This is a genomic window from Olivibacter sp. EAT-5, assembly GCF_044784325.1.
In the GTDB taxonomy this organism is placed as follows: Bacteria; Bacteroidota; Bacteroidia; order Sphingobacteriales; family Sphingobacteriaceae; genus Olivibacter; species Olivibacter oleidegradans.
Map to the genome: position 1 here is coordinate 1718358 of NZ_CP173028.1, position 23582 is coordinate 1741939.

Consider the following 23582-nt stretch of genomic DNA (forward strand, 5'->3'; position numbering starts at 1 on the left):
GATAATTAAGGAAAGAAAGATGAAGCAAATTAGTCTAGACTAGCGGTTATCAGCCGCAAGAACTCAGCTCTCGTGCGTTCGTGGGCGAATTCTCCGGTAAACGCAGAAGTAGTGGTAACCGAGTTCTGTTTTTGTATACCTCGCATAGCCATGCACAGGTGCTTGCATTCGATTACTACCGCAACTCCAGCCGGATTCAATGTTTCTTGAATACAATCCCTTATTTCATTGGTAAGCCTTTCTTGTACCTGCAGGCGGCGGGCAAAAGCATCTACTACCCGCGGGATTTTACTGAGACCAACAATGTGTCCCTTTGGAATGTAGGCAATATGTGCCTTTCCGAAGAAGGGTAAAAGGTGATGTTCACACATTGAATAGACTTCTATATCTTTTACGACCACCATTTGGCTATAATCTTCTTCGAACATAGCGCTTTTTAAGATGGCAGCAGGATCGATATCATAGCCATGGGTTAGGTATTGCAAGGCTTTAGCAATACGCTCGGGTGTCTTTAATAGGCCCTGACGTTTTGGGTTTTCGCCAAGTTGAGATAGAATGTCTTCGTAGTGGTTGGCTATACTCTCAATTTTATCGGTGTTATAACGATCAATTTTTACATAACCATCAAGCTCCTCATCATCCAAAGGGGCTTCGTTATTGTTAATATTCATCGGATTGTTCCTCATTATTATTAGTTTCCAAAATATTCCACCGAATTGTTTTCGGTTTCCTGAAGTTTTATACTATGCAGTTGTGCGCCTGCCGTCTCAATAGGGCTTTTGAGCTGGTTGAAGATCTCTACGGCAAGAACTTCGGTAGAAGCCATTTTACCACGCATAAAATCCACGTCCAAGTTTACGTTTCGGTGGTCTAGCTTTTCGACAACGTGTTGCAAAATAATAGTCTTAAGGATTCGTAAATCCATTACAAACCCGGTGGTGGGGTCTATCTCGCCCTTGATGGTAACAAATAGTTCATAGTTATGACCATGCCAGTTAGGATTGCTACATTTACCGAAGGTCGCTTCGTTTTCTTCCAAGCTCCAATCGTCGCGGTATAATTTATGGGCTGCACTAAAACGCTCTCTACGAGTAATATAAATCATAATCAATTATTAGCCCGCAAAGATAAGCTTAATAATTTTAACATTTTAGGATTTTGATGGATGAAAATCATTATATTGCCTTTCTATTACTTATGACCAAATGTTTAATAGTTGCAGCAACCGCTGCAGAGATAGGGCCCTTTATTCAATCTCTAGAAGGAAAGGAGCAAAAACCGGATATCTTAATAACAGGTGTTGGCATGGTTGCTACCGCTTTTGCCTTGGGAAAGACCTTACATAACAAAAGCTATGATTTTGCGATTAATGTTGGGATTGGCGGGTCTTTCTCAAGGGATATCGGTCTTGGCGACATCGTTTTCATTGAAAAAGACCTGTTTTATGAATTGGGGGCAGAAGATGATCTGCAGTTTTTATCGATAGATGAACTGGGTTTTGGGAAGGCTGCGTTTCGGGCGATACCGGGCTTCCCCGCAGATCTTATCGGAAGGTTTAGAAGCGTAAGCGGGCTAACCGTCAACAGGGTTCATGGAAATGATAAAAGTATTAAGCTTGCACTGGAAAGGCAACAAGCGGAAGTTGAAAGTATGGAAGGTGCAGCGTTCTATTACGCCTGCGAACAAATAATGCTACCTTGTGTACAGATACGAAGCATATCCAACTATATTGAAAGGCGTAATCGGGAAAATTGGCAGATCGGGCTCGCTGTCAAAAATCTAAATGATTGGCTCATCTCTTATTTTAACTAAACAGCATCTTTTGAGATAAAATGACATTCTAAACAAGAAAGATGCTGCGGGTTCTGCTACTTTTGCTATGGATGTTCACATGAAATAGAACGTAAACAGAAAAGCAATGAATTTGACACTTGGATTTTCTCCCTGTCCCAACGATACTTTTATTTTTGATGCTATGATCCATCACAAAATTGATACGGAGGGATTAACTTTTGATGTATTTTATGAGGATGTAGAATCCTTAAACCATAAAACATTTGATGGCACGCTTGATATTAGCAAGCTAAGTTTTCATGCCTATGCTTATGCGCTTGAAAAATACGTCTTGCTGGACGCAGGAAGTGCTCTGGGTTTCGGCGTCGGCCCCTTGCTTATTTGCAAAAAGGAGGAACTGGTGCAGCAAGTGCTTCAGGGAAGGGACGAACAAGTTATATCGGATTTAAAAGTTGCAATACCGGGGAAGTATACAACGGCGAACTTTCTGCTTGGTTTAGCCTTTCCTCAGCTTCAAAACAAAGAGATACTCGTTTTTTCCGAAATAGAACCAGCGTTATTGAAAGAGCAGGTCGACCTTGGTTTAATAATTCATGAAAATCGTTTTACTTATCAAGATAAAGGGCTGCATAAGGTTCTCGATCTAGGCGATTTTTGGGAAAAAGAAGCCGGATGTCCCATTCCATTGGGAGGAATCGTAATAAGAAGAGATATACCGAATGATATCAAAATGAAGGTCAATCGTATTCTAAAAAGAAGTGTAGAATATGCTTTTGCACATCCGGATTCCGGCATTGATTTTATTCGTCAACATGCGCAGGAAATGAGTGAGGAGGTCATGTATAAGCATATTGAATTGTATGTTAACAAGTACTCGCTTAATTTGGGACAAGAAGGCAGGAAGGCCGTACAGGTTATGTTTGAGAAAGCACGCCAGTTAAATTTAATACCTGCGATCCGGAAAAACTTGTTCTTAAATTAGCAAAAAGTGCCTTTTGATCCGTTGGCCTAAACAGAAACATGTTTTTGTTGTTCTAAAACTGAAAATACTTAAAGAATGAATAGACACACCTATCAAAGTGGAATAATAGGAAATTGTGCCTACATTGCGCATGTACAAACAAATACGAATATTTCTTGGTTATGCTGGCCGGCCTTCGATAGCACCTTTGTTTTTGGCAGTAAACTTGATAAGGAAAAAGGCGGTGAATTTTCAATTCTTCCCGATGGGAAGTTCCAGTCGGAGCAGCGGTATATTCCAAATACCAATATTCTGGAGACGATAATTTCTAATGAAGAGGGGACCTATAAAGTAACCGATTTTGCTCCTCGATTTAGACAATATGACCGCTATTTTAAGCCATTGATGTTAATTAGGAAGGTAGAGCGTATTAGTGGGGAGCCGCGTGTTCGCATGCGTTGTTATCCGGTAACCGATTATGGAAGGACTGCGCAGGACCGGCATAGAGGGAGTAATCATGTCGAATTTACGGGCGGCAGCGATCACATGCGGTTAACAACGAATGTTCCTATCAGCCATTTTTTTGAGCCAGGTACTTTTGTACTTCATGACACGAAGTATTTAATATTAACTTATGGAGAGCCCTTAGAAGCGCCTCTTGAGGAGACGGCAGAAACATTTCTGCGACAAACCATAAATTATTGGCGTACGTGGATTAAACACACCACGATTCCTCCATTTTATCAGGAGGCGGTTATTAGATCGGCATTGGCTTTGAAGCTTCATCAATATGAAGATACCGGTGCATTCATTGCCGCGAGCACGTCCAGTTTGCCTGAGTCGCCGGGCAGCGGACGAAATTGGGACTATCGATATTGTTGGATAAGAGATAGCTATTATGTGTTGGCTTCACTGCTTCGTATCGGTCAGTTTGAAGAAATGGAACATTATGCCGAATTTATTTCGAATATATCTGCTAATGAAGAAGGGCGGTATCAACCACTTTATAGCATTACGGGACGAAAGGAATTAATCGAAGAGGAACTGAGTCATCTGTCGGGTTATATGGATAATAAGCCGGTTCGGTTAGGGAATCAAGCATATGAACACGTGCAAAACGATGTTTACGGCCAAGTCTTATTATCACTGCTGCCCCTGTATACAGACAAGCGCTTCGTAGGAAAAGAGAAAGGGCATTCCTCAGCATGGTTGGATATGATCATTGGTAAAATAGAGCAAACAATTGACGAAAAGGATGCAGGAATTTGGGAATTTAGAAATTTTGCCAATTACCATTGCTATACGAATCTCTTTCAATGGGCAGGAGCCAAAGCGGCCTATCGGATTGCTAAGGAAATCCGGGAACCAAAATTAGAACAACGTGCAGAAGCATTGATTTTACGGGCTTCAAAGCATATTGAAGATTGTTATGATCCCCAAAGAAAAGTTTACACGCACGCGGTAGGTAGTGGGCATCTGGATGCCAGTACGTTGCAGCTTATTATCATGAATTATCTGGATCCGGCGTCTCAAAAGGCCCGAGATCATTTAAGAGCGCTTGAAGGAGAGCTCCGAGCTGAAAATGGTCTTTTCTATCGGTATCTTCATGCCGATGATTTCGGTAAACCCAAATCGACTTTTCTTATTTGTGCCTTTTGGTATGTCGAGGCCCTGGCTTCTGTAGGAAGGACACAAGATGCGATTGAAACCTTCGAGAATCTGTTGCCTTATGCAAACCATCTGCTGCTGTTTAGCGAAGATATTGATGCAAATAATGGCGATCAGTGGGGAAACTTCCCCCAGGCATATAGCCATGTGGGGCTTATTAATGCCGTTAACAGAATTGCTGTGAAATTAGGGACACCACGATTTTTGGTAACGGGATCTTAATCCCGTTACGTTTCTACCAAGAAAGTAAGCAAATCGCGGACCTCTTCCTGATCTTCCAAATAATACTTTGCTGCTGACACATTGCTACCAACCTTGATACTAATCGCTTTTTCAGGCAGGGCTTTGAAAGTGTCCTCGTCGGTTCTATCATCACCTATTGCTAGAATAAAATCATAATCAGTGTCGTGTAAAAGATTTAGTGTAGCCCGACCTTTATTTACGTCTGCATTTTTCACCTCTACGACTTTGTCCCCATCAAGCATTTTAAGACCGTAGGCATTTAAGTGATATTGAAGATTATCCATTAGTTCGTTTGCACGAAGCGATCCTAGTCCCTTCTGTACCTTGCGATAATGCCAGGCTAGCGAATAACTTTTCTCCTCAATAAAGGAACCTGGTGTTTTATCCGTATAATCCTCCATCAACTTTTGCACTTCACTTTTCCAGTTAGTGGATAGTCCGGGAACTTGCTCCCAATCGCCGACGCTATTCTTTTTCCAAGCGCCGTGTTCGGCAATCAATGTATAGCTTTTTGCTCCGAACCATTGTTCGAGCGTGGTGTGTTTTCTTCCGCTTATAATAACCAATGTGTTCTTTTTATCCGCAACGAAAGCATCCAATAAATTATATAAGGCCAGGTCGGGGGAAGCTTCGTCGATTTCCTTTTTAAAGCCAACAAGCGTGCCATCGTAGTCAAATAACAACAGGCGATTACGGGCTGCCTTATATCTTTCTTGTATGGCAAGCCGAATAGAAGCTTTCACTAAATTCGCCATCGAATTCTTTTGCATCTGTTTGACATCCTGTAAACGATTCATAAAAATCTTTACCCAATGTTTGATGTTGAATTTGAAAACGACCGCTCGCATGGCTTTCATTCTTTCTTCCATTTCGGCTTTCGGCATATTTAAAGCGGTTATCAAGGCCTTTCGAATTTCTGAAATATTGTTTGGGTTTACCAGTAAAGCATCGTTAAGTTCCTTTGATGCTCCCGCCATTTCACTAAGAATTAAGACGCCGGTATTATCGTTTCGGCTCGCAACATATTCTTTGCTTACTAAATTCATCCCATCACGCATCGGCGTGACGAGGCATACATCCGCAACATTATATAAAGCAGAGATAATTTCAATTGGGTACCCATGATAAAAATAAGCAATCGGGTGCCATTCGAATGTTCTAAATCGTGCATTAATGTGGCCCACAAGCCGGTCAATCTCGTCTTTTAATCGTTTATATTGCGGTACGGTGTCGCGGGATGGTACCACAATCATATAAAGAGTAACCTGCTCAATATATTCAGGGTTTTTTGAAAGTAACAGTTCAAAAGCATTTAATCGTTGAATAATACCCTTACTGTAATCTAACCGGTCGATGGATAGAATAATCTTTTTTCCATTAAAGTTTTGCTTAAAATTCTGAATATGCGCTAATACTTCCGGATCGTTTCCTAATCGCGAAAATTTCTCACTATCCATGCCCATTGGAAAAGGTTCAGCCAGAACAATACGATTTTCTACACGCAGCCGATTTGCATCTGCATGGATGGGAAGCAAATGTGTAGCTGCGCTAAGGAAATGACGAACATCGTCAAAGGTATGGAAACCGAGTAGATCTGCCCCCAACATCCCACGCAATAGTTCTTTTCGCCAAGGTATTAAACGAAAGAGTTCCTGCGAAGGAAAAGGAATGTGGTTAAAAAAGGCAATGGACACTTCGGGTTGTTTCAGCCGGATTAAGCCCGGTACCAACAAAAGCTGATAATCATGGACCCATACCGTATCGCCGGGATTTAGTTCGCGTAGGATAATGTCAGCAAATTTTTGGTTCACCTGAACATAAGCTAACCAATTTTGGTAGTTGTAGTTTGCATACGTAGACAGGTAATGAAATATAGGCCAAAGGACTTCATTGCTAAAGCCTTCATAGTAGCGCTTAATTTCTTCTTTATTTAAGAATACCGGAATTAAGTTGAGCGACTTTAGTCTTTGCGTAACCTCCTGTTGTTCACGTTCTCCCTGAACGTCTACTCCAGGCCATCCAATCCATATATTGTTTCCCTCTTTATAAATAGAGCCCAAACCGGTAGCTAGTCCTCCTTCACTTGGAATAAAACTCAATTCGTTATTTTCTTCAACAATCTTTACAGGTAATCTATTCGAAACGATAATTGTTTTGTTCACGATATTTTTAATTTTTTATGATTATTAACCAAAAAACGGATCAACAGTTTGGAAAAGGGCCAATTTTTGGCGTGCTTTTTACGAAGTTGTTAAATATAACAAAATTTATTTAGGGGCGGAGCGTAATCGAAACCTGTTAAAGTGCATCTTTTATAGTGAGAACAATAAGAATAAACCGTAGGTTTGACATCAATATAATGAAAAAACTTTTACCATTTTTATTGATATTGTTTGTTGCCCTCTTCTCTTTTTATTACAAAGGCATGCCGGAAAAATTGAAGAAAGGTTTTGGTCGGGTACTTGTAGTAGCCATCGTTGTGTTTTGGGTATATTTGCTGTTAAAATACATATAAGTTTAAAGAGCTTCAAATAATTGCTGTAGTTTTTTATTTTTTAATAGGAATTTTTTTTATCTTTGCAGCCCCGCAGTATATAGCTCCGGGAAATATGTTGAATACATAAATTATCTCAAATGGCAACTAAAATAAGATTGCAAAGATTCGGTAAAAAGGGAAAACCTTTTTATCATGTAGTAGTGGCAGACTCACGTGCACCTCGCGATGGTAAATTTATTGAACGGTTAGGTTCGTACAATCCGAATACGAATCCCGCAACAATAGACCTAAATTTCGACAAGGCTTTAGACTGGTTAACGAAAGGGGCACAACCTACAGATACCGCGCGTGCTATTTTGTCTTACAAAGGCGTGCTTTACAAAAAGCATTTGTTAGGCGGTGTAAAGAAAGGTGCTTTTGATGAAGCAACGGCTGAAAGTCGCTTTCAAGATTGGTTAAAAGGAAAAGAGGAGAAAATAGAAGGAAAGAAAGACTCGCTTTCTAAATCAAAAGAGGAAGTTAAAAAAGCAGCATTAGCAGCAGAAGCCAAAAAGAAAGAAGAGAGAGCAGCGGCATTAGCGGCTAAAAATGCTCCTGTGGAAGAGCCTGCTTCTGAAGAGGCTCCGGAGAATGCTTCTGATAGCGAAGAAACTACAAGCGCTGAGTAATAGAATAGCGTATTAATATTAAGTGCCATTCTTAAAGAAACATCTTAAGAATGGCATTTTGTTTTTCAAGCTATTTTTCAGGAGAGTACATATTCCATTAGCATTTACAAAGGGAATGAGTCATGCATATTGAGGATTGTTTTTATATTGGTTATATCAGTAAAACAAGGGGTTTAAAGGGGGAAGTCCAGCTATATTTTGCGTTTGACGACTATAAAAAGTTAGATTTCGATACGGTATTTTTAGAGATCGAGAAAAAACTCGTTCCTTTTTTTGTCGATTCTTTTAAAATCCAATCTAATAAAACCGGATATTTCTTTTTTGAAGATGTGGAACATATAGACGCGGCAAAAGAGCTTTTGCGTAAGTCTGTATATCTGCCTAAAAGCAAAATGCCTGAAAGGGATGAAAATGAATTCTATACCTCCGATCTTGTAGGTTATTTGGTGTATGATGAGCATCATGGCGAATTGGGGGAGATTATAGCGATCAATGAATATCCCCAACAGGATATCGCGGTGGTTCACTATCGGTTTAAGGAGCTGATGTTTCCGGTGAATGATGATTTTATTGTGAAAATAGATAAAGAACAACATGTTTTGCATGTCGACCTACCCGAGGGATTGGTTGATGTTTACAATGAATGATAATTATGCGCTTTGATATCATAACCGTACTTCCGGGGCTTTTGGAAAGTCCTTTTGCTCATTCTATCCTGCAGCGGGCCCAAAAAAAAGGATTGGTAGAGATTTATGTTCACAATCTACGTGATTATGCTACCAATAAACATAAAAGTGTAGATGATTATCCTTATGGAGGAGGAAGCGGAATGGTTATGCAGATAGAGCCTTTTGCCGCTTGCATTGAGAAGCTTCAAAGGGAAAGGAATTATGACGAGGTCATATTTATGAGCCCCGATGGGGAACGCTTAAATCAAACGATTGCCAATGGGCTGGCTTTACACGAGAACCTTATCATTCTTTGTGGACATTACAAAGGGATTGATCAGCGAATAAGGGATCTCTACGTTACGAAAGAAATTTCCATTGGTGATTATGTATTATCCGGCGGGGAATTACCTGCTGCGGTATTGGTTGATGCAATTGCTCGCCTTATTCCCGGAGTCCTATCGGATGAGACTTCAGCGCTCTCTGACTCCTTTCAGGGAGAACTATTGGATGCACCCGTCTATACCAGACCTGCTGAATGGCGTGGGCATAAAGTTCCGGATATCCTGTTGAGCGGTAATCAATCATTAATCGATAACTGGCGATATGAACAGTCGCTGGCAAGAACACGCGAAAGAAGGCCTGATCTCTTGGATGAATAGTTGATAAAGACAAAAGCAAGTAAAAATAAAAAAGCAAAATAGGTTTTTAATTTTAAAATAAAATAGCTAATATTGCAGTCCGATTTTTACGGGTTAAAAATCGTTGTTAATTACTTAAAATCATGGATTTAGTAAAATTTGTAGAAGAGCAGGCGGTAGCAAAAAATGAAGTTCCTGCATTTAAAGCTGGTGATACCGTTAGCGTTCACTATAAAATTCGCGAAGGTAACAAAGAGCGTATACAGGTATATAAAGGGGTAGTTATTCAAAGAAATGGGGCAGGATCAAATGAAACCTTTACGGTTCGTAAAATGTCTAATGGCATTGGTGTTGAACGTATTTTCCCTGTAAACTCACCTAATATTGATAAAATTGTCGTTGATACATACGGAAAAGTACGTAGAGCAAAACTATTCTATTTGCGTAGCTTAACCGGTAAGGCCGCTCGTATTAAATCGAAAAGAGTATAAGCAGAGCGATTTCATTCTGCGCACGAAATAAAAAAGCCTCTTAATGACAAGAGGCTTTTTTTATTGCTTTCCCTCCCATTCATTGAAAAATTGATGAAGAAAGTCTAGCATATATTGATGCCGTGATTCTGCCAAACGTTTTCCCGTTTCCGTATTCATTTTGTCCTTTAGCAGCAAGAGTTTTTCGTAGAAATGATTAATCGTTGGAGCGGTTGTATTTTTATACTCCTCTTTGCTTTGGTTCTCTTTTGGTTTTATGGCCGGGTCGTACATGCTTCTGTTTTTGTATCCCCCATAATTAAAGGCACGAGCGATACCAATTGCACCAATAGCATCCAAGCGATCTGCATCCTGAACGATTTCTAATTCTTTTGACCAAAATTCAATTTTCCCTAAGCTTGCTTTAAAGGACATATTCTTAATAATGTTGCAGACATGTGCAATCGTCGTCTCCTCAAGGTGAAGGGAGCTTAAAAAGGAACGGGCTATTCGGGGGCCTAATTCTTCATCGCCGTCGTGAAATTTGCTGTCAGCTATATCATGCAATAAGGCCGCTAACTCGACAACCATGATGTTCGCTGTTTCATTTTCTAAAATGAGCCTTGCGTTTTTCCATACACGTTCCACATGAAACCAATCGTGACCTGCTTCAGCCGTTTTTAGTTTTGATTGAACAAATTCTTTGGTTTTTAATATAATGCCGTTGGTCATAAGTGTTCTTGAAAATTGATGGGTTCGTTCTCCTCAAAAGCAACATAGGCTCTTAACCAAGGATCGGTACCGATCAGCTTCCACTTATGCCCTTTGCCAGTGGTATCTGTCGCGATTAAAACCTCCCCTGTTTGTAGTATGAATGTCTTTCCCAAAGAAGTGGTAAACTCCAAGCTTCCCTTCAAGGTGATTACATATTGTGTCCGTGGTGCGGTATGCCAGTCATAAGATGCTTTAGCGGCGGTTTCTTTGAAGTGTAGATGCCTAACATCGGTTATTAAATCATTGGTAACGAAACCCTCTTTAAAATGAGAGTGGCCATCGGCACCGGTATACAGTATATACGCTTTAATCATGTTCAGGATGGGTTCTTCTACTTCCATCATAAAGTTCGTATGCCAGTAAGCGGCAATCCAATTTTCCATTGTAGAACTCTACCCGTTTATAGGTATGAAGCCCAATTTTTTTCGCAAGGTCGGGATTTCCTGTAAAGATAAAACCATTGTAACCTTTGCATGATTGTTTCATAAAATCACCCATGCGTTTATAGGTCTGTTCGAGTTTGGTGTGAACACCCAAACGTTCTCCGTACTCAGGGTTAAAAACAATAACGCCGGAGGAAGAGGGCACGGTCGTTTGTGCAAAATCACAAACTTCGAATGTAATTAGCTGATCTACGCCGGCCGTTTTGGCATTAGCCTTTGCTATTTCCACGGCTTCTTGCGAAATATCGGAAGCAATGATTTTTAAATCCGTTGGTTTGATGATTTTTTCTTTTAGCGCTCTCCTTGCAGCGAAAAATACCTGCTCATCATAGCCCAAGAAATGCATAAAAGCATAATTCATGCGAAATAGGCCAGGTTTTCTGTTGGTTGCATGGAGCGCAGCTTCTATGGCTAGTGTCCCTGATCCGCACATCGGATTAATAAACGGTGATTTTTTGTCCCATTCCGTAGCAAACAACACGCCGCTGGCTAAGGCCTCTAACATGGGGGCTTTCCCGGGATGCTTGCGATAGCCATGTTTGGCTAAGGTTTCACCGGAAGTATCTAAGTATAGATCTGCCTTGCTTTCTTGCCAAAAGAGGTGAACAACAGCTTTATTAAGTTCCGCTCCCGAATTGGGGCGGACACCCTTCTTTTCTTTAATACGATCAACGATAGCGTCCTTTACCTTCAGGTTGGCAAATAATGGGGTTGTAATCGTTTCGTTATTAACGGTAGATGTAACGGAAAAATATCCATTAAAGTCGATCAAATCTTCCCAGGCAATTTTCTTTATTTCGCTGTAAAGCTGAGCGGCATCAGCGGCTATGAAAGAGCTGATTGAATATAGCACTTGACTCGCACAATACAAATTGAGATTGAGCGTAATACAGTCGTTCATACTTGCGCTGATTTCGACGCCGGTACTAAAAGCTCTTTTAATGGAAAAACCGAGTGCTTTGACTTCTTGCTGCAAATAAGGTGACAATCTTTTATTGCAGGTAATGATAACTTTTTGAGGAGTGTTGAAAACTTGCATAGCTTATTGTGCGAAGTTACTGATTATTGTCGCCAAAAATCCTTAATTTTACAATTTATATCGTTTTAATGTTATGGAAATAAAAGGCAAGGTACATGAAGTTGGTGCGGTACAGCAGGTTACGGATTCCTTTAAAAAAAGAGATCTGATCGTTCAGTATGCTGAAAACCCGCAGTTTGTAGAATATATAAGATTTGAAGCTACGCAAGATCGGGTTAATCTTTTTGATAACCTGGCTCCCGGCGAAGATATAGAGGTTTCTTTTAATTTAAGAGGGAGACCGTGGACTAATAAGGACGGTGTTACAACCTATTTTAATTCATTGGTTGCGTGGCGGGTTAATAAGGTTGCACCGGAAGGTGCAGGCGCAACCCCTCAGTATGTACCGCCTGTAGACATCTCCTCTGCCCCTGGAGACGACGATGATCTACCCTTCTAAAAGTCTTTCTAAGAAAAAAGAGCAAGCTACTTCTATAGCTTGCTCTTTTTTTTAAGATATCTATTAAAAACATCAGACAGGTTCTTCACACGTTTCTTAAATACTGGAATTTTTAATACTTCGTGGCATGTTTTGGTCATTTGCCTCAAGCTTGGTGTGTTAAAAATTGTTAAAAGAAGTCTGAAAAGCAAGTGCTTGCGTATTTTTGTGTATATGAGGCGTAAAAGTATAGGGCTGATTATCGGGTTAATGCTATTTGCCCTTTTGGGTGTAATAGCGATGCAATATTATTTCATTCATCAATCTTATAATCTTAAAGCGCAATTGTTTGATGAGGCCGTTAATGCCGCATTAAATACGGTTGTGCTGAAAGCAGAAAAAAAGGAAGCTATTGATTTTATAGAGGCTCAAGAAGCAAAAAATATTCGTAACAAACAGCTTCGGGAAAAGCAGCAACGGGAGATAGAGGAAGAGTGGCAGACAAAAGCCGTTGTTGAACGTATGCGCAGGCGCCAACGCCAAATGGAAGCTGAATATCGTGAGTTGGAGTCGGAGCTAAAACGACAGTTTCCAAGTGCTACGCTCATACCAAATTGGTTCTATGAAACCTATATGCGTGATCCCAAGTTGAAAAGATTGGTAAAAGTATCACTGAAGCAGAGCGCATCAGGTATTTATCAGAATAATAGCATGGAGATATATGCCGAGCGATCTGTTACCAATCCCAAAAAGGCCAAGGACGATAGTGTACGATACGTGATTTTGGACGATTATGCCAATGAATTTGCTGTCGTGGTGCTGCCTCCGCCAAGAGATCGTCAATTAGATGAGCAGATTAAACGCTATGAAGAACAGGAGAAGATTCGGCAAGCCACCCAGTTCTTCGATTCTTATATGTCGAATGCGCAGCAACCGGCAACTTCGGTTATTGAAAATTTGGCAAATGACTTTGAATTGGCAAAGCAGCCATTAAAGAAGCGTATAAACCCCTCCTATATCGAAGCAGAGCTAAAGGAAGAGCTGTTGCATCGAAAGATAAACCTACCTTTTAATATGGTGATAACCGAGGGAAGCGATGATTCTGTTCTTTTTCAGATGGCATCTTTTAACGGTAATTTTGACCTAAAGAACTCCTATGCCACGCTTCTATTTCCAAATAGCATGATTAAGTCTTCAGGAAAGTTGGCAATTAATTTTCCGAGCAGGACCTCTTTGTTGTTAGGTAGTATGGGCGTCATGCTTGGGTCGTCGGCGGCATTACTGCTTGTTTTGATCGGATGTTTTACTTATACGATTTTTATCATCTTGCGACAGAAGAAAATTTCGGAGATGAAAACGGATTTTATAAACAATATGACACATGAGTTTAAAACGCCCGTTGCCACTATTATGATTGCCAGCGAATCGTTAAAGGATCCGGAAATTATTACGGACGCTAAACGCGTAGACAAGCTTGCCAGCATTATTTATGACGAAAATGTCCGGCTAGGAAATCATATAGAAAGGGTGTTGAATATTGCCAAAATTGATAAAGGCGATCTGAAGCTTGATAAGCAGGAATTGAATCTTAATGATTTGGTGGCGGCAGTTGTTGATAGCATGGATTTACAACTAAAAAAGCGGGACGCACAGGTAGATATGCAAATTGAGGCGGCTAATCCCATTTTGTATGGTGATGAATTCCATTTATCGAATGTTATCTTTAACCTTATAGATAATGCTATAAAGTACAGTAAGGATATTCCTGAAATTACGATTAGAACTAAAAATGTCGGTAACCATCTCCATATTATCGTAGCAGATAAGGGTATCGGCATGAGTAGGGACCAACTGTCTAAAATTTTTGATCAATTCTATCGAGTATCCACCGGAAATCTACATGATGTTAAAGGTTTCGGTCTTGGACTGAGCTACGTACATGATATTATTAAACGAATGAAGGGAACGGTAAAGGTGAAAAGTGAGAAGAATAAAGGAACGGAGTTCGAATTGATTTTACCTACTATAAAGAACTAATCTCATACGGTATGCGGAAAATTTTATTAGCGGAAGACGACCCGAATTTGGGCGAAATACTAAAGGACTACCTAGAACTAAAGGGTAAATTTGATGTTAAACTATGCCAGGATGGAGAGGAGGCTTTGCGCACCTTTAGCAAAGAAGAGTTCGACCTGTGTATCTTAGATGTGATGATGCCGAAAAAGGATGGCTTTTCACTCGGGAAAGAAATTCGAAAAGTGAACGAAAGCGTACCCATCATTTTTGCTACCGCTAAAGGTATGATGGAGGATAAAACCGAAGCCTTCAATTTAGGAGGTGACGATTATATTACAAAACCATTTCGAGTAGAAGAATTGTTATTGAGAATTAATGCCCTATTGAAAAGAAGTTCCTTCCAGGAAAGGGGTGTTGAGGAGGAACTTCCGGTTAAATTCAAATTAGGGGAATATAACTTCGACTATACAGCCCAATTGATTAGCCGCCATGGCCAACAACAGAAATTATCTACTAAAGAGGCGGAGCTCTTAAGGATGCTCTGTTTAAAGAAAAATGACGTGCTTACACGGGAAGAAGCCCTGATAAAAATTTGGCATGACGACAATTATTTTAATGGCCGTAGCATGGACGTCTTTTTAAGTAAACTTAGAAAATACCTTAAAGAAGACCCGAAGGTAGAAATTGTGAATGTACACGGGAAAGGATATAAGTTATTAGTGGGCTAATGAATAAGCTCCCCAACATGTTTTCGGATATTATCTGCCATTTTTTCTAAAGGTAAGTCATTGACATCCGTGCCAAAAGGGTCTTCAATTTCTTCGGCGATAAGCTCGAGTGATGTTAATACATAAAAAGCAAAAACAACGGCCGGTACGACAAAGTATCCGAGTGAAAACACAAAGCCATACGGTAAGGTTAGTACATAAATTGAAATAAACTTTTTGATAAAAGAGGTATAGGTAAAGGGTATCGGCGTGTTTTTTATTCGTTCACAGGCGCCACATATATCCGTAAAGGACAAAAGCTCGGCATTTAATATTATTAATTGGTCTCCGCTGATAACGCCTTCTCTGTACAATGTATCCGTTCTTTTAAAGATCATAGCAGCCACCTGATTAGGGCCATGCTTGTTTTCATCTAGGTGGTTGAACTCCGGGTGATCTTTTTCGTCTAACATGAAACGTGTTTGACTGGACTGTAAATGCTCTCGAAGTGTGCTTGCAAATAAGGGTATACTCTTTTTATAGAAGCTTCGGTTTCCCTTATCACCCTCGGGCAAAAGACTTTCAATTCGCAATGCAAGGTTTCTGCTATTATTCGTTAACTGCCCCCATAACTTTCTCCCCTCCCACCAACGATCATATGCTGTGTTCGTTCTGAATACCAGTAAGATCGATAGGACAAATCCAAGCAAACTGTGCATAGAAGGAATATTTCGCAGCCAGCTTTTCTCAGACAATTTAAGGTATTCTATTTCGAGATAAGCAATCGCCCAGGCATAAATCGCCATTAAAATAAGATAGGGATATAATTTTTTTATAGTTTCAGAACGGTGAAAAGATAAAACGGCATGCAGCCAGTCTTTTGGATTGTAAATAATCATTGCTAGAAATGAAATTGTGCGTGTAAATCTAAAAAAAGAAGATTAAAATTTCATCGGATGGTAAATGCTATAAATTAAAGGTAATTCCTTGAGCCAATGGAAGCTTGTCCGAATAGTTGATGGTATTGGTCTGTCTTCTCATATAAGCCTTCCAGGCGTCAGACCCGGACTCTCGTCCTCCACCCGTTTCTTTTTCACCTCCAAAGGCACCCCCAATTTCGGCGCCCGATGTGCCGATATTGACGTTAGCAATGCCGCAATCGGAGCCGTTAACAGATAGAAAATGCTCTGCTTCTCGTAAATTGAGTGTCATAATTGCAGAAGAAAGACCCTGCGGAACATTATTTTGTATAGCGATTGCTTCTTCTAAATCTTTGTACTTCATCACATATAAAATAGGGGCAAAGGTTTCTTGTTGAACGATTTTGTAATGTGGTTCAACTTCCGCAATACATGGTTTAACATAACAAGGCGAAGGATACCCGTCTCCTTTCAAAACGCCCCCTTCTACAATGAACTTACCTCCCTCCTGTTTACATCGTTTAATGGCTTCAAGATAGGAGTTGACAGCGGCCTCGTCAATTAATGGGCCGACATGATTCGCTTCGTCCAGCGGATTTCCTATCTTTAACTGTTTGTATGCATCAACCAATTGGACTTTAAAGGATTCATAAATGGACTCATGAATGATGAGTCTACGAGTGGTGGTGCAACGTTGCCCTGCAGTTCCAACAGCGCCAAAAACACTGGCTAATAAAGCGGTTTTCGTATCCGCATGCGCTGTAATAATGATAGCGTTATTACCGCCCAGTTCAAGGATGGTTCTACCCAACCGAGCAGCTACAGCTTGGGCAACCGATTTTCCCATACGTGTTGAGCCCGTTGCGGAAAGGAGCGGAATACGTGGATCTGATGCCATCTGTTTACCTAACTCGGCGTCACCCTGAATAAGGCAAGAAATCTCTTGAGGTAGGTCATTCCTATTAAATATTTCAGATACGATTTTTTGACAGGCTAAAGCAGTTATGGGCGTTTTTTCAGACGGTTTCCAAATACAAACATTGCCGCAAACCCACGCAATTGCGGCATTCCAGCTCCAAACAGCAACCGGGAAGTTAAAGGCCGAAATAATGCCAACGATACCCAATGGAAGCCATTGTTCGAACATTCGATGAGCCGGACGTTCTGATTGGGTCGTTAATCCATACAATTGCCGGCTCAAGCCAACCGCAAAGTCGCAAATGTCAATCATTTCCTGCACTTCTCCCAAACCTTCTTGTAGGCTTTTTCCCATTTCGTAGGAAACGAGCCTTCCAAGATCTTGTTTATGAAGCCGTAGCGCATCGCCAATCTGGCGGACAATTTCCCCTCTTTTAGGTGCAGGAACCTGTTTCCACTGTGAAAAAGCGACGCCGGCCTTTCCGACTAATGCTTCATAATCTACACGAGTGGTTATCGGGACAGCAGCGATAGCTTTGCCATCCACGGGGGAGAAACTCGTTATAGAAGGCGAGGTGCCGCTAACATTTTGAATACAAAGTCGTTCTAAAATCGAGGAAATATGAATCGCTTTCATAAAAATGCCTTTTCAATTGAATGTATGCTATACAAACCTAAAGTAAAATTCCGGAAAAATATGTATATTTGTATATATAGATACAAAGGTTAGTAGGGGTTGTTTAATCCTCCAAGAGATTGCCGCTGGTGAATGTTATTAACAAAGTACTTCAAAAAACAAAATTGTAAAAGCTTATGAGACAAAGCCTTGGGTTTTTATTTGTTTGTTTGTGGAAAACTAAATTCTTAGAATAAGAGTTTTAACAGTAATTTGAAGGCATTATTTCATCAGCAAGTGTATTAGCTAAGCTGTTCGTTTTTGTACATATTGGCATTATGATTGAACGTTAATAAAGATTCCGTCTGGAGTCTGGTTCTGTTTTATGTGATACGTGGAGGGGCAAAGATAAAGAACTACTAATTATTTTAATTGCGATGGAAGACGATTTTGATTTTGAATTCTCTGAAGACCCAAAGTTTTCGGTAGAACGTTACGAAGAGATGATCCGTAATGAGGATCAATACTTTTTTGACGCCCAAGCATTTGAGGGAATCATCGATTATTATATGGAGAAGAATGATCCCGTAAAAGCTCTTCAAGTAGTTGATTACGCGGTTAACCAGCATCCCTTTGCCGCCATTTTTTATATCAAGCAAGCGCAACTATACTCTGTGACCAATCAATTGGATTTAGCATTAAAGGCGCTAGACAAAGCTGAGTTATTGGAAGCTTCTGAACCCGATATATATCTTATTCGTGGCGGGATTCTTGGAACAATAGATCGATACGAAGAGGCTATTGCAAACCTGGAGAAAGCGCTGTCTCTAACAGAGAATCCGGACGAGATATTCTTGCAAATGGCTATGCTTTTTCAAAATAAAGGCGACTATGAGCAAGCGATCAAATACCTAAAAAAGAGCCTTGAGCATAATATGGAGAACCAGGAAGCATTATATGAACTGGCTTTCTGCTATGATGTTTTAGATCGGCAAGAGGAAAGTATCGGGTTTTATCTTCAATACATTGATAATGAACCATATTCCTATGCTGCCTGGTATAACCTTGGAAACGCATATCATAAATTAAGTTTGTATGAAAAGGCGATCGATGCCTATGATTATGCGATATTGATTAAGGAAAATTTTGCCTCGGCTTATTTCAACAAAGGAAATGCATTGGTAAATTTAGATCGATATGCCGAGGCGATCGATGTTTATAAGGAGACCTTTGAGTACGAGCCGCCTAGTGCGGAGACCTACTGCGCTATTGGAGAATGTTATGAGAAGTTGGAACAAATGGATGAAGCAAGGTCGTATTATAAAAAGGCAGTGAAAATTGATCCGAAGCTTGGAGATGGTTGGTTTGGAATTGGTGTGACGCTTGATTACGAAGAACGCTACTTTGAATCCTTACATTTTTACAAAAAAGCGTTGGATATTGATGATCAAAATCCGGAATATTGGTTTGCAATAGCTGATGCCCGCTATAAGTTAAAGCAAATCGCGGAGGCCGAGGCTGCTTATGAAAAGGTGGTGGAATTGAATCCGCTTGATACGGAAGCTTGGCTTGACTATTCATCGATTTTATATGAGCAAGAAAAACTTACAACCGCTATTGAAGTAATATCAGAAGCTATAAAGAACAACCCCGATGCTCCTGAGTTATATTATAGAATGGTGGCTTATATGTTTGCTGCAGGAAAATATACAGAAGCGCTGAATTTTCTGGAATTGGCCCTGACGGCGGATCCCGAAAAATATCACATACTATTTGAATATCTCCCCCAACTACAAGATAATAAGGTGATTCTAGAAATTATCAACAAGTTTACCAAGTAACAATTACATTTTATCAACATGAAAGTATAGCAGTGTTGATTTTTTTTTTCACCTTTGCATTCCTATGAACTTTGAGTTAAATAATATCCCAATACGGACGCTCAAGCCTCGGAATAATGGGATAACGATGGTAATGGATAAAGGTATGAGTACCAGGCAGGCTCAAGATTTCATCGAAGTTGCTGCACCACATACCGATATAGTAAAATTGGGATGGGCAACATCCATGGTTACTCCAAAGCTTGAAGAGAAGTTACAGATTTATCGCGATGCACAGATGCCTTTTTATTTTGGAGGCACCTTGTTTGAAGCTTTTTTGATAAGAAATCAATTCGACGCATATCGGAAAGTACTTGATAAGTATAAGATGGAATATGCAGAAATATCCGATGGATCGATCATCTTACCCCATGAAGAAAAATGTAAATATATTGACATACTGAGTAAACAGGTTACGGTCATCTCAGAAGTTGGATCAAAAGACGATAAAAAAATAATAGCGCCCTATCGTTGGATCGAGCTTATCAAAGCGGAATTAGCGGCCGGGTCCTGGAAAGTCATTGCCGAGGCGAGAGAAAGTGGTAACGTAGGAATTTATCGTGAAACAGGAGAAGTGCGACAGGGACTCATTGACGAGATACTAACGCAGGTTCCGCAAGAGTCCATTATTTGGGAAGCCCCTATAAAAGCGCAACAGGTTTGGTTCATTAAATTGATTGGAAGTAATGTCAATTTAGGCAATATAGCGCCACAGGAAGTTATACCTTTGGAAACAATACGTCTTGGACTACGGGGCGATACGTTTGACCATTTTATTTCCATGTAGTTTTGCTAAGTGAAAAACATAGTAAATATATGTTTGTTAAATTCTAACGAAAGACGGGGGCAAAGTTTCCCCGGATATTATAAATAGTGATGAAGAAATTTGGATTGATTGGATATCCGCTTAAGCATTCATTTTCTAAGCAATATTTTAACGAAAAGTTCGAAAGGGAGGGTCTCAAAGATTACCATTATGAATTATTACCGCTCCCCAATATCAGCGATCTACCCGATTTATTAAAGCAGCAACCAGAGCTTTGCGGTCTTAATGTAACGATACCACATAAGATTGGGGTTATGTTTTATCTTGATAAAATATCGCCTGAAGCGAAAGAGATTGATGCCGTTAATTGTATAAAGATCGTAAAATCGAATCCGGTTGAATCTTTTTTTAGTGGAGAAATGTGCATGAAAAAGGTTCAGCTGGAAGGGTATAACACGGATGTTTACGGTTTTGAGGAGTCCTTAAAACCTTTACTGAAGAAACAGCATTCAAAGGCGCTCGTTTTGGGTAACGGCGGTGCCGCCCGTGCCGTCTTTTATGTGTTAAAAAAATTGGGGATCGACTATGAGGTGGTTTCTAGACGAGCAAATCCTAAGCAGTTTTCTTACGAACAATTAAATAAAGAAATAATTGAAGGGCATCTGCTTATTATTAACACCACTCCTCTTGGAACCTTTCCGAAGGTAGATGAAAAGCCCGAAATTCCCTATGAGTTTATTGGTGAACGGCACTTGCTTTATGATTTGGTTTACAATCCGGAAGAAACGGCTTTTTTAATGGAAGGAAAGAAACGTGGAGCAATCATAAAGAATGGTTTGGAAATGCTTCACCTACAAGCAGAAAAGAATTGGGAAATATGGAACTCATAACCATAGAGAATCGCTAACTTAGCAAGGTGACTTCGAGAGGAATAATAGTAATTATATGCGTTCTTCTTTTAGGGCTATTTTCTTCATGTGGAAGAGATTATGCGCCTAAGCCCCGCGGTTATTTTCGGATTAAGTTTCCCGACAAGAAATATCAAGCCTTTAAAGGAGCATGTCCTTTTCGTTTTGATTACCCTCGCTATGCGATTATTGAGCCAGATACCAATGTTTCGGCTAGACCTTGCTGGTTTGATGTAGTCTTTCCATCTTACAATGCCCGCATTCATCTGAGTTATTATCCGATTTCCAGCCAAAAAGTTTTTAATCAATTGGTTGAGGATGCCCGAACCTTTGCCTTTAAACATACGGTTAGGGCGACCGCCATTGATGAATCGACTATTTCATTTCCGGATGAGCGCGTGTATGGCATTTTATATTCCATAGAAGGCAACAGTGCGTCTTCGGTTCAGTTTTTTGTGACCGATAGTACCAGAAACTATCTAAGGGGGGCGCTTTATTTTCACGAAAAGCCAAGGCTTGACTCTATTCGGCCCGTATTGGATTTCCTTAAACAGGACATCAACGTAATGATCAAATCAATGAAGTGGCATTGACACATTCCGATTTGTTTTGTTGTTGTTGGAGAATGCCAAGCATTTTATCTAAGTTTGTTTATTATGATATACGTAAAAAGGTTTGAAAATAATCCCTTTGCCGAGAATACTTATATTTTATATGATGAGACGCACAACTGCGCCATAGTAGATCCGGGGATGTATACGACAGCGGAGGAAGAAAGTGTGCTTCATTTTATTAGATCGAATAACCTGAAGCCCACCTTGTTATTGAATACCCATTGTCATGTAGATCATGTGCTAGGAAATAAGTTGATTTATGAGGAATTTGGGCTACTTCCCCAATTTCATGAGCATGAAGCGGCTGTGTTATCGGATGTACAAGTACGAGCGCCGATGTTCGGTTTACGGTATGAGCAGTCGCCTATACCAGAACATTTTTTGCCAATGGAGGGTAATGTGAGCTTTGGTAACACCTCCTTGCAACTTATCTTTGCTCCCGGCCATTCTCCCGGTCATTTGTGTTTCTATAATCAACAGGAAAAACTGCTTATCGGTGGAGATGTGCTGTTTAGAAGAAGTATCGGTAGGACAGACCTTCCAGGAGGAAACCATCAATTGCTTCTAAAGCATATTAAAGAAGATCTGTATAGCTTACCTGATGATACTATTGTATACCCTGGGCATGGCCCGGAAACATATATAGGAGAAGAAAAGGTCAGTAATCCTTTTGTTAGAGCCTAAGTAACTTAATGTTATGAATACTGCCACCTTTATTGCCAAGCGGTACCTGTTCTCCAAAAAATCTGTTAATGCGATTAACATCATCTCGGCCATCAGCATGGTAGGTGTATTGGTAGCTAGTGGTGCGTTGATTGTAATCTTATCGGTTTATAATGGGCTAGAAGGTTTGATATTAAGTATGTATAGCTCCTTTTCCTCCGAATTGCGGATTGAACCAGCTTCCGGTAAAGTATTTAAAGAAGATACGGTTGTTTTTGAAAAAATCAAAAAGGATTCGCGAATAGCAAGCTATAGTCAGGTATTGCAAGAAAAGGTGCTTCTAAGATATCGGGAATACCAGTACATAGCAAACATGAAAGGTGTTGACCCATCTTATGGCCTAAATAGACCGGCAGATAACTTGTTATGGGATGGAACATTTGTGTTAAGCGAAAACGGAATAAATTACGCCTTATTGGGGGCGGGCGTTTTTACTAATTTAGGTATAAGTTTAAATAATATTCTAGCAGAGATTGAAGTTTTCTCACCAAAGAAAGGGGTCCGGTCAGCTCTCAACCCAGCTGATGAATTTAATGTTCGGAATATTGCACCTGCAGGGGTTTTCAAAGCACAACAAGAGCTTGATGATCTTATCATTGTTCCAATTGGTTTTGCCCGTGATGTACTTGGAGAATATGATGAAATTTCGGCGATTGAAATTAACCTTAAAAAGGGGGCCGATTTGAACCGTGTCCAGAAGGATCTTCAAAAGTTACTGGGAAAAAACTATAACATAAAAAACCGGGTGGAACAAAATCCGGGACTTTACAAGTTATTAAATAGTGAGAAATGGATGGTATTTTTCATTTTAGCGTTTGTATTGGTGATTGCAGCGTTTAATATCGTCGGATCATTGACCATGCTAGTCATCGATAAACAAAAAGATGTAGCGGTATTAAATAGCTTAGGTGCGCCACATGGACTGGTAAAGCGTATCTTCTTTTTAGAGGGAATCTTTATTTCCATGATGGGATGTTTAGGTGGCTTGTTATTAGGTGCAGTCTTTTGTATAATTCAGGAAAAGTTTGGTCTGGTACGTATGGGAACAACTACCATTGTCTCGGACGTTTATCCTGTATCCATGCGATGGTCTGATTTTCTTTTGGTATTTCTGACGGTATTACTAGTTTCAGGGACTGCGTCTGCTATTTCGTCGAGATTGAGTGTTAAAAATATGGAACAATTAAAGGCTTCGGAGTAGCTTCCGAAGGATTATTCTTAATTTATTAC

At 40.1% G+C, this 23582-nt stretch carries 25 protein-coding genes; 17 read left to right on the plus strand and 8 right to left on the minus strand.

Translation table 11 applies throughout. The features are described 5' to 3' along the window. Positions 1-29 precede the first annotated feature (29 nt). Together folE and ACH11B_RS06910 are read right to left on the minus strand one after the other, a co-directional pair. Positions 30-671, minus strand: a complete 642-nt coding sequence (gene folE, locus ACH11B_RS06905) for a GTP cyclohydrolase I FolE (protein WP_041387150.1) — start codon at positions 669-671, stop codon at positions 30-32. A 20-nt stretch (positions 672-691) separates the two neighbouring features. After that, the gene (locus ACH11B_RS06910; RefSeq protein ID WP_130854615.1) at positions 692-1105 is read right to left on the minus strand and encodes a 6-carboxytetrahydropterin synthase; all 414 of its coding nucleotides are present in this window, start codon (positions 1103-1105) and stop codon (positions 692-694) included. A gap of 56 nt (positions 1106-1161) precedes the next feature. Here ACH11B_RS06910 and mqnB point away from each other — a divergent pair, with 56 nt between their 5' ends. The 3 genes from mqnB to ACH11B_RS06925 all read left to right on the plus strand — a co-directional run bounded on the left by mqnB (position 1162) and on the right by ACH11B_RS06925 (position 4645). Further along, positions 1162-1812: a futalosine hydrolase gene (gene mqnB / locus ACH11B_RS06915; RefSeq protein ID WP_377613140.1), complete on the plus strand. Its 651-nt coding sequence runs from the start codon at positions 1162-1164 to the stop codon at positions 1810-1812. A gap of 106 nt (positions 1813-1918) precedes the next feature. Next, on the plus strand, positions 1919-2776 hold the full coding sequence (locus ACH11B_RS06920; RefSeq protein ID WP_130854614.1) for a 1,4-dihydroxy-6-naphthoate synthase: 858 nt from the start codon (positions 1919-1921) through the stop codon (positions 2774-2776). A gap of 75 nt (positions 2777-2851) precedes the next feature. Continuing rightward, entirely contained in the window at positions 2852-4645 is a 1794-nt protein-coding gene (locus ACH11B_RS06925; RefSeq protein ID WP_377613141.1) for a glycoside hydrolase family 15 protein, read from the plus strand. Positions 4646-4650: 5 nt separating this feature from the next. On the opposite strand, the gene ACH11B_RS06930 is transcribed toward ACH11B_RS06925, so the two are convergent. Beyond that, a complete protein-coding gene (locus tag ACH11B_RS06930; RefSeq protein ID WP_130854612.1) occupies positions 4651-6828 on the minus strand; it encodes a bifunctional alpha,alpha-trehalose-phosphate synthase (UDP-forming)/trehalose-phosphatase in 2178 nt (725 codons plus the stop codon). Between the two features lie 197 nt (positions 6829-7025). On the opposite strand from ACH11B_RS06930, the gene ACH11B_RS06935 reads away from it, so the two are divergent. The 5 genes from ACH11B_RS06935 (at position 7026) to rplS (ending at position 9631) form a co-directional block, all read left to right on the plus strand. Further along, positions 7026-7181, plus strand: a complete 156-nt coding sequence (locus ACH11B_RS06935; RefSeq protein ID WP_377613142.1) for a hypothetical protein — start codon at positions 7026-7028, stop codon at positions 7179-7181. 119 nt (positions 7182-7300) lie between these two features. Beyond that, on the plus strand, positions 7301-7831 hold the full coding sequence (locus ACH11B_RS06940; RefSeq protein ID WP_013664616.1) for a 30S ribosomal protein S16: 531 nt from the start codon (positions 7301-7303) through the stop codon (positions 7829-7831). 122 nt (positions 7832-7953) lie between these two features. Continuing rightward, entirely contained in the window at positions 7954-8478 is a 525-nt protein-coding gene (rimM, locus tag ACH11B_RS06945; protein WP_377613144.1) for a ribosome maturation factor RimM, read from the plus strand. 5 nt (positions 8479-8483) lie between these two features. After that, complete coding sequence (gene trmD, locus ACH11B_RS06950) at positions 8484-9161, plus strand: tRNA (guanosine(37)-N1)-methyltransferase TrmD (protein ID WP_041388015.1); 678 nt, start codon at positions 8484-8486, stop codon at positions 9159-9161. Positions 9162-9283: 122 nt separating this feature from the next. Then, a complete protein-coding gene (rplS, locus tag ACH11B_RS06955) occupies positions 9284-9631 on the plus strand; it encodes a 50S ribosomal protein L19 (RefSeq protein WP_013664619.1) in 348 nt (115 codons plus the stop codon). Positions 9632-9691: 60 nt separating this feature from the next. On the opposite strand, the gene ACH11B_RS06960 is transcribed toward rplS, so the two are convergent. From ACH11B_RS06960 to ACH11B_RS06970, 3 genes are read right to left on the minus strand one after another with little or no spacing between them, the layout of a single operon-like run. Next, positions 9692-10342, minus strand: a complete 651-nt coding sequence (locus tag ACH11B_RS06960) for an HD domain-containing protein (RefSeq protein WP_377613145.1) — start codon at positions 10340-10342, stop codon at positions 9692-9694. After that, the gene (locus tag ACH11B_RS06965; protein WP_013664621.1) at positions 10339-10728 is read right to left on the minus strand and encodes a hypothetical protein; all 390 of its coding nucleotides are present in this window, start codon (positions 10726-10728) and stop codon (positions 10339-10341) included. Before ACH11B_RS06965 ends, ACH11B_RS06960 begins: the two co-directional genes overlap by 4 nt. Further along, positions 10691-11866, minus strand: a complete 1176-nt coding sequence (locus ACH11B_RS06970; RefSeq protein ID WP_013664622.1) for a class I SAM-dependent RNA methyltransferase — start codon at positions 11864-11866, stop codon at positions 10691-10693. The genes ACH11B_RS06965 and ACH11B_RS06970 overlap by 38 nt, the downstream gene beginning before the upstream one ends. Before the next feature lie 73 nt (positions 11867-11939). On the opposite strand from ACH11B_RS06970, the gene ACH11B_RS06975 reads away from it, so the two are divergent. The 3 genes from ACH11B_RS06975 to ACH11B_RS06985 all read left to right on the plus strand — a co-directional run bounded on the left by ACH11B_RS06975 (position 11940) and on the right by ACH11B_RS06985 (position 15028). Beyond that, the gene (locus ACH11B_RS06975; protein WP_013664623.1) at positions 11940-12305 is read left to right on the plus strand and encodes a DUF3127 domain-containing protein; all 366 of its coding nucleotides are present in this window, start codon (positions 11940-11942) and stop codon (positions 12303-12305) included. Positions 12306-12518: 213 nt separating this feature from the next. Further along, on the plus strand, positions 12519-14321 hold the full coding sequence (locus ACH11B_RS06980; RefSeq protein ID WP_041387153.1) for a sensor histidine kinase KdpD: 1803 nt from the start codon (positions 12519-12521) through the stop codon (positions 14319-14321). 11 nt (positions 14322-14332) lie between these two features. Next, the gene (locus tag ACH11B_RS06985) at positions 14333-15028 is read left to right on the plus strand and encodes a response regulator transcription factor (RefSeq protein WP_013664625.1); all 696 of its coding nucleotides are present in this window, start codon (positions 14333-14335) and stop codon (positions 15026-15028) included. On the opposite strand, the gene ACH11B_RS06990 is transcribed toward ACH11B_RS06985, so the two are convergent. Both ACH11B_RS06990 and ACH11B_RS06995 read right to left on the minus strand, forming a co-directional pair. Then, a complete protein-coding gene (locus ACH11B_RS06990) occupies positions 15025-15906 on the minus strand; it encodes a bestrophin family protein (RefSeq protein ID WP_130854608.1) in 882 nt (293 codons plus the stop codon). The genes ACH11B_RS06985 and ACH11B_RS06990 overlap by 4 nt on opposite strands. A 67-nt stretch (positions 15907-15973) precedes the next feature. After that, positions 15974-17482: an aldehyde dehydrogenase family protein gene (locus ACH11B_RS06995; RefSeq protein WP_377613148.1), complete on the minus strand. Its 1509-nt coding sequence runs from the start codon at positions 17480-17482 to the stop codon at positions 15974-15976. 416 nt (positions 17483-17898) lie between these two features. Between ACH11B_RS06995 and ACH11B_RS07000 the strand changes: the two genes are divergently transcribed. The 6 genes from ACH11B_RS07000 to ACH11B_RS07025 all read left to right on the plus strand — a co-directional run bounded on the left by ACH11B_RS07000 (position 17899) and on the right by ACH11B_RS07025 (position 23553). Further along, on the plus strand, positions 17899-19302 hold the full coding sequence (locus ACH11B_RS07000; protein WP_013664628.1) for a tetratricopeptide repeat protein: 1404 nt from the start codon (positions 17899-17901) through the stop codon (positions 19300-19302). A gap of 64 nt (positions 19303-19366) precedes the next feature. Beyond that, entirely contained in the window at positions 19367-20128 is a 762-nt protein-coding gene (locus tag ACH11B_RS07005) for a phosphosulfolactate synthase (RefSeq protein ID WP_130854607.1), read from the plus strand. A gap of 89 nt (positions 20129-20217) precedes the next feature. Then, positions 20218-20997 carry a shikimate dehydrogenase gene (locus tag ACH11B_RS07010; RefSeq protein ID WP_013664630.1) on the plus strand — a complete coding sequence of 260 codons (780 nt, stop codon included), beginning with the start codon at positions 20218-20220 and terminating at the stop codon, positions 20995-20997. 26 nt (positions 20998-21023) lie between these two features. Next, a complete protein-coding gene (gene gldD, locus ACH11B_RS07015; RefSeq protein ID WP_130854606.1) occupies positions 21024-21608 on the plus strand; it encodes a gliding motility lipoprotein GldD in 585 nt (194 codons plus the stop codon). A gap of 63 nt (positions 21609-21671) precedes the next feature. Further along, a complete protein-coding gene (locus tag ACH11B_RS07020; protein ID WP_377613149.1) occupies positions 21672-22313 on the plus strand; it encodes an MBL fold metallo-hydrolase in 642 nt (213 codons plus the stop codon). Between the two features lie 13 nt (positions 22314-22326). After that, positions 22327-23553 (plus strand): ABC transporter permease, encoded by a 1227-nt coding sequence (locus ACH11B_RS07025; RefSeq protein WP_377613150.1) that lies wholly within the window; start codon positions 22327-22329, stop codon positions 23551-23553. The last annotated feature ends 29 nt before the right edge of the window (positions 23554-23582 follow it).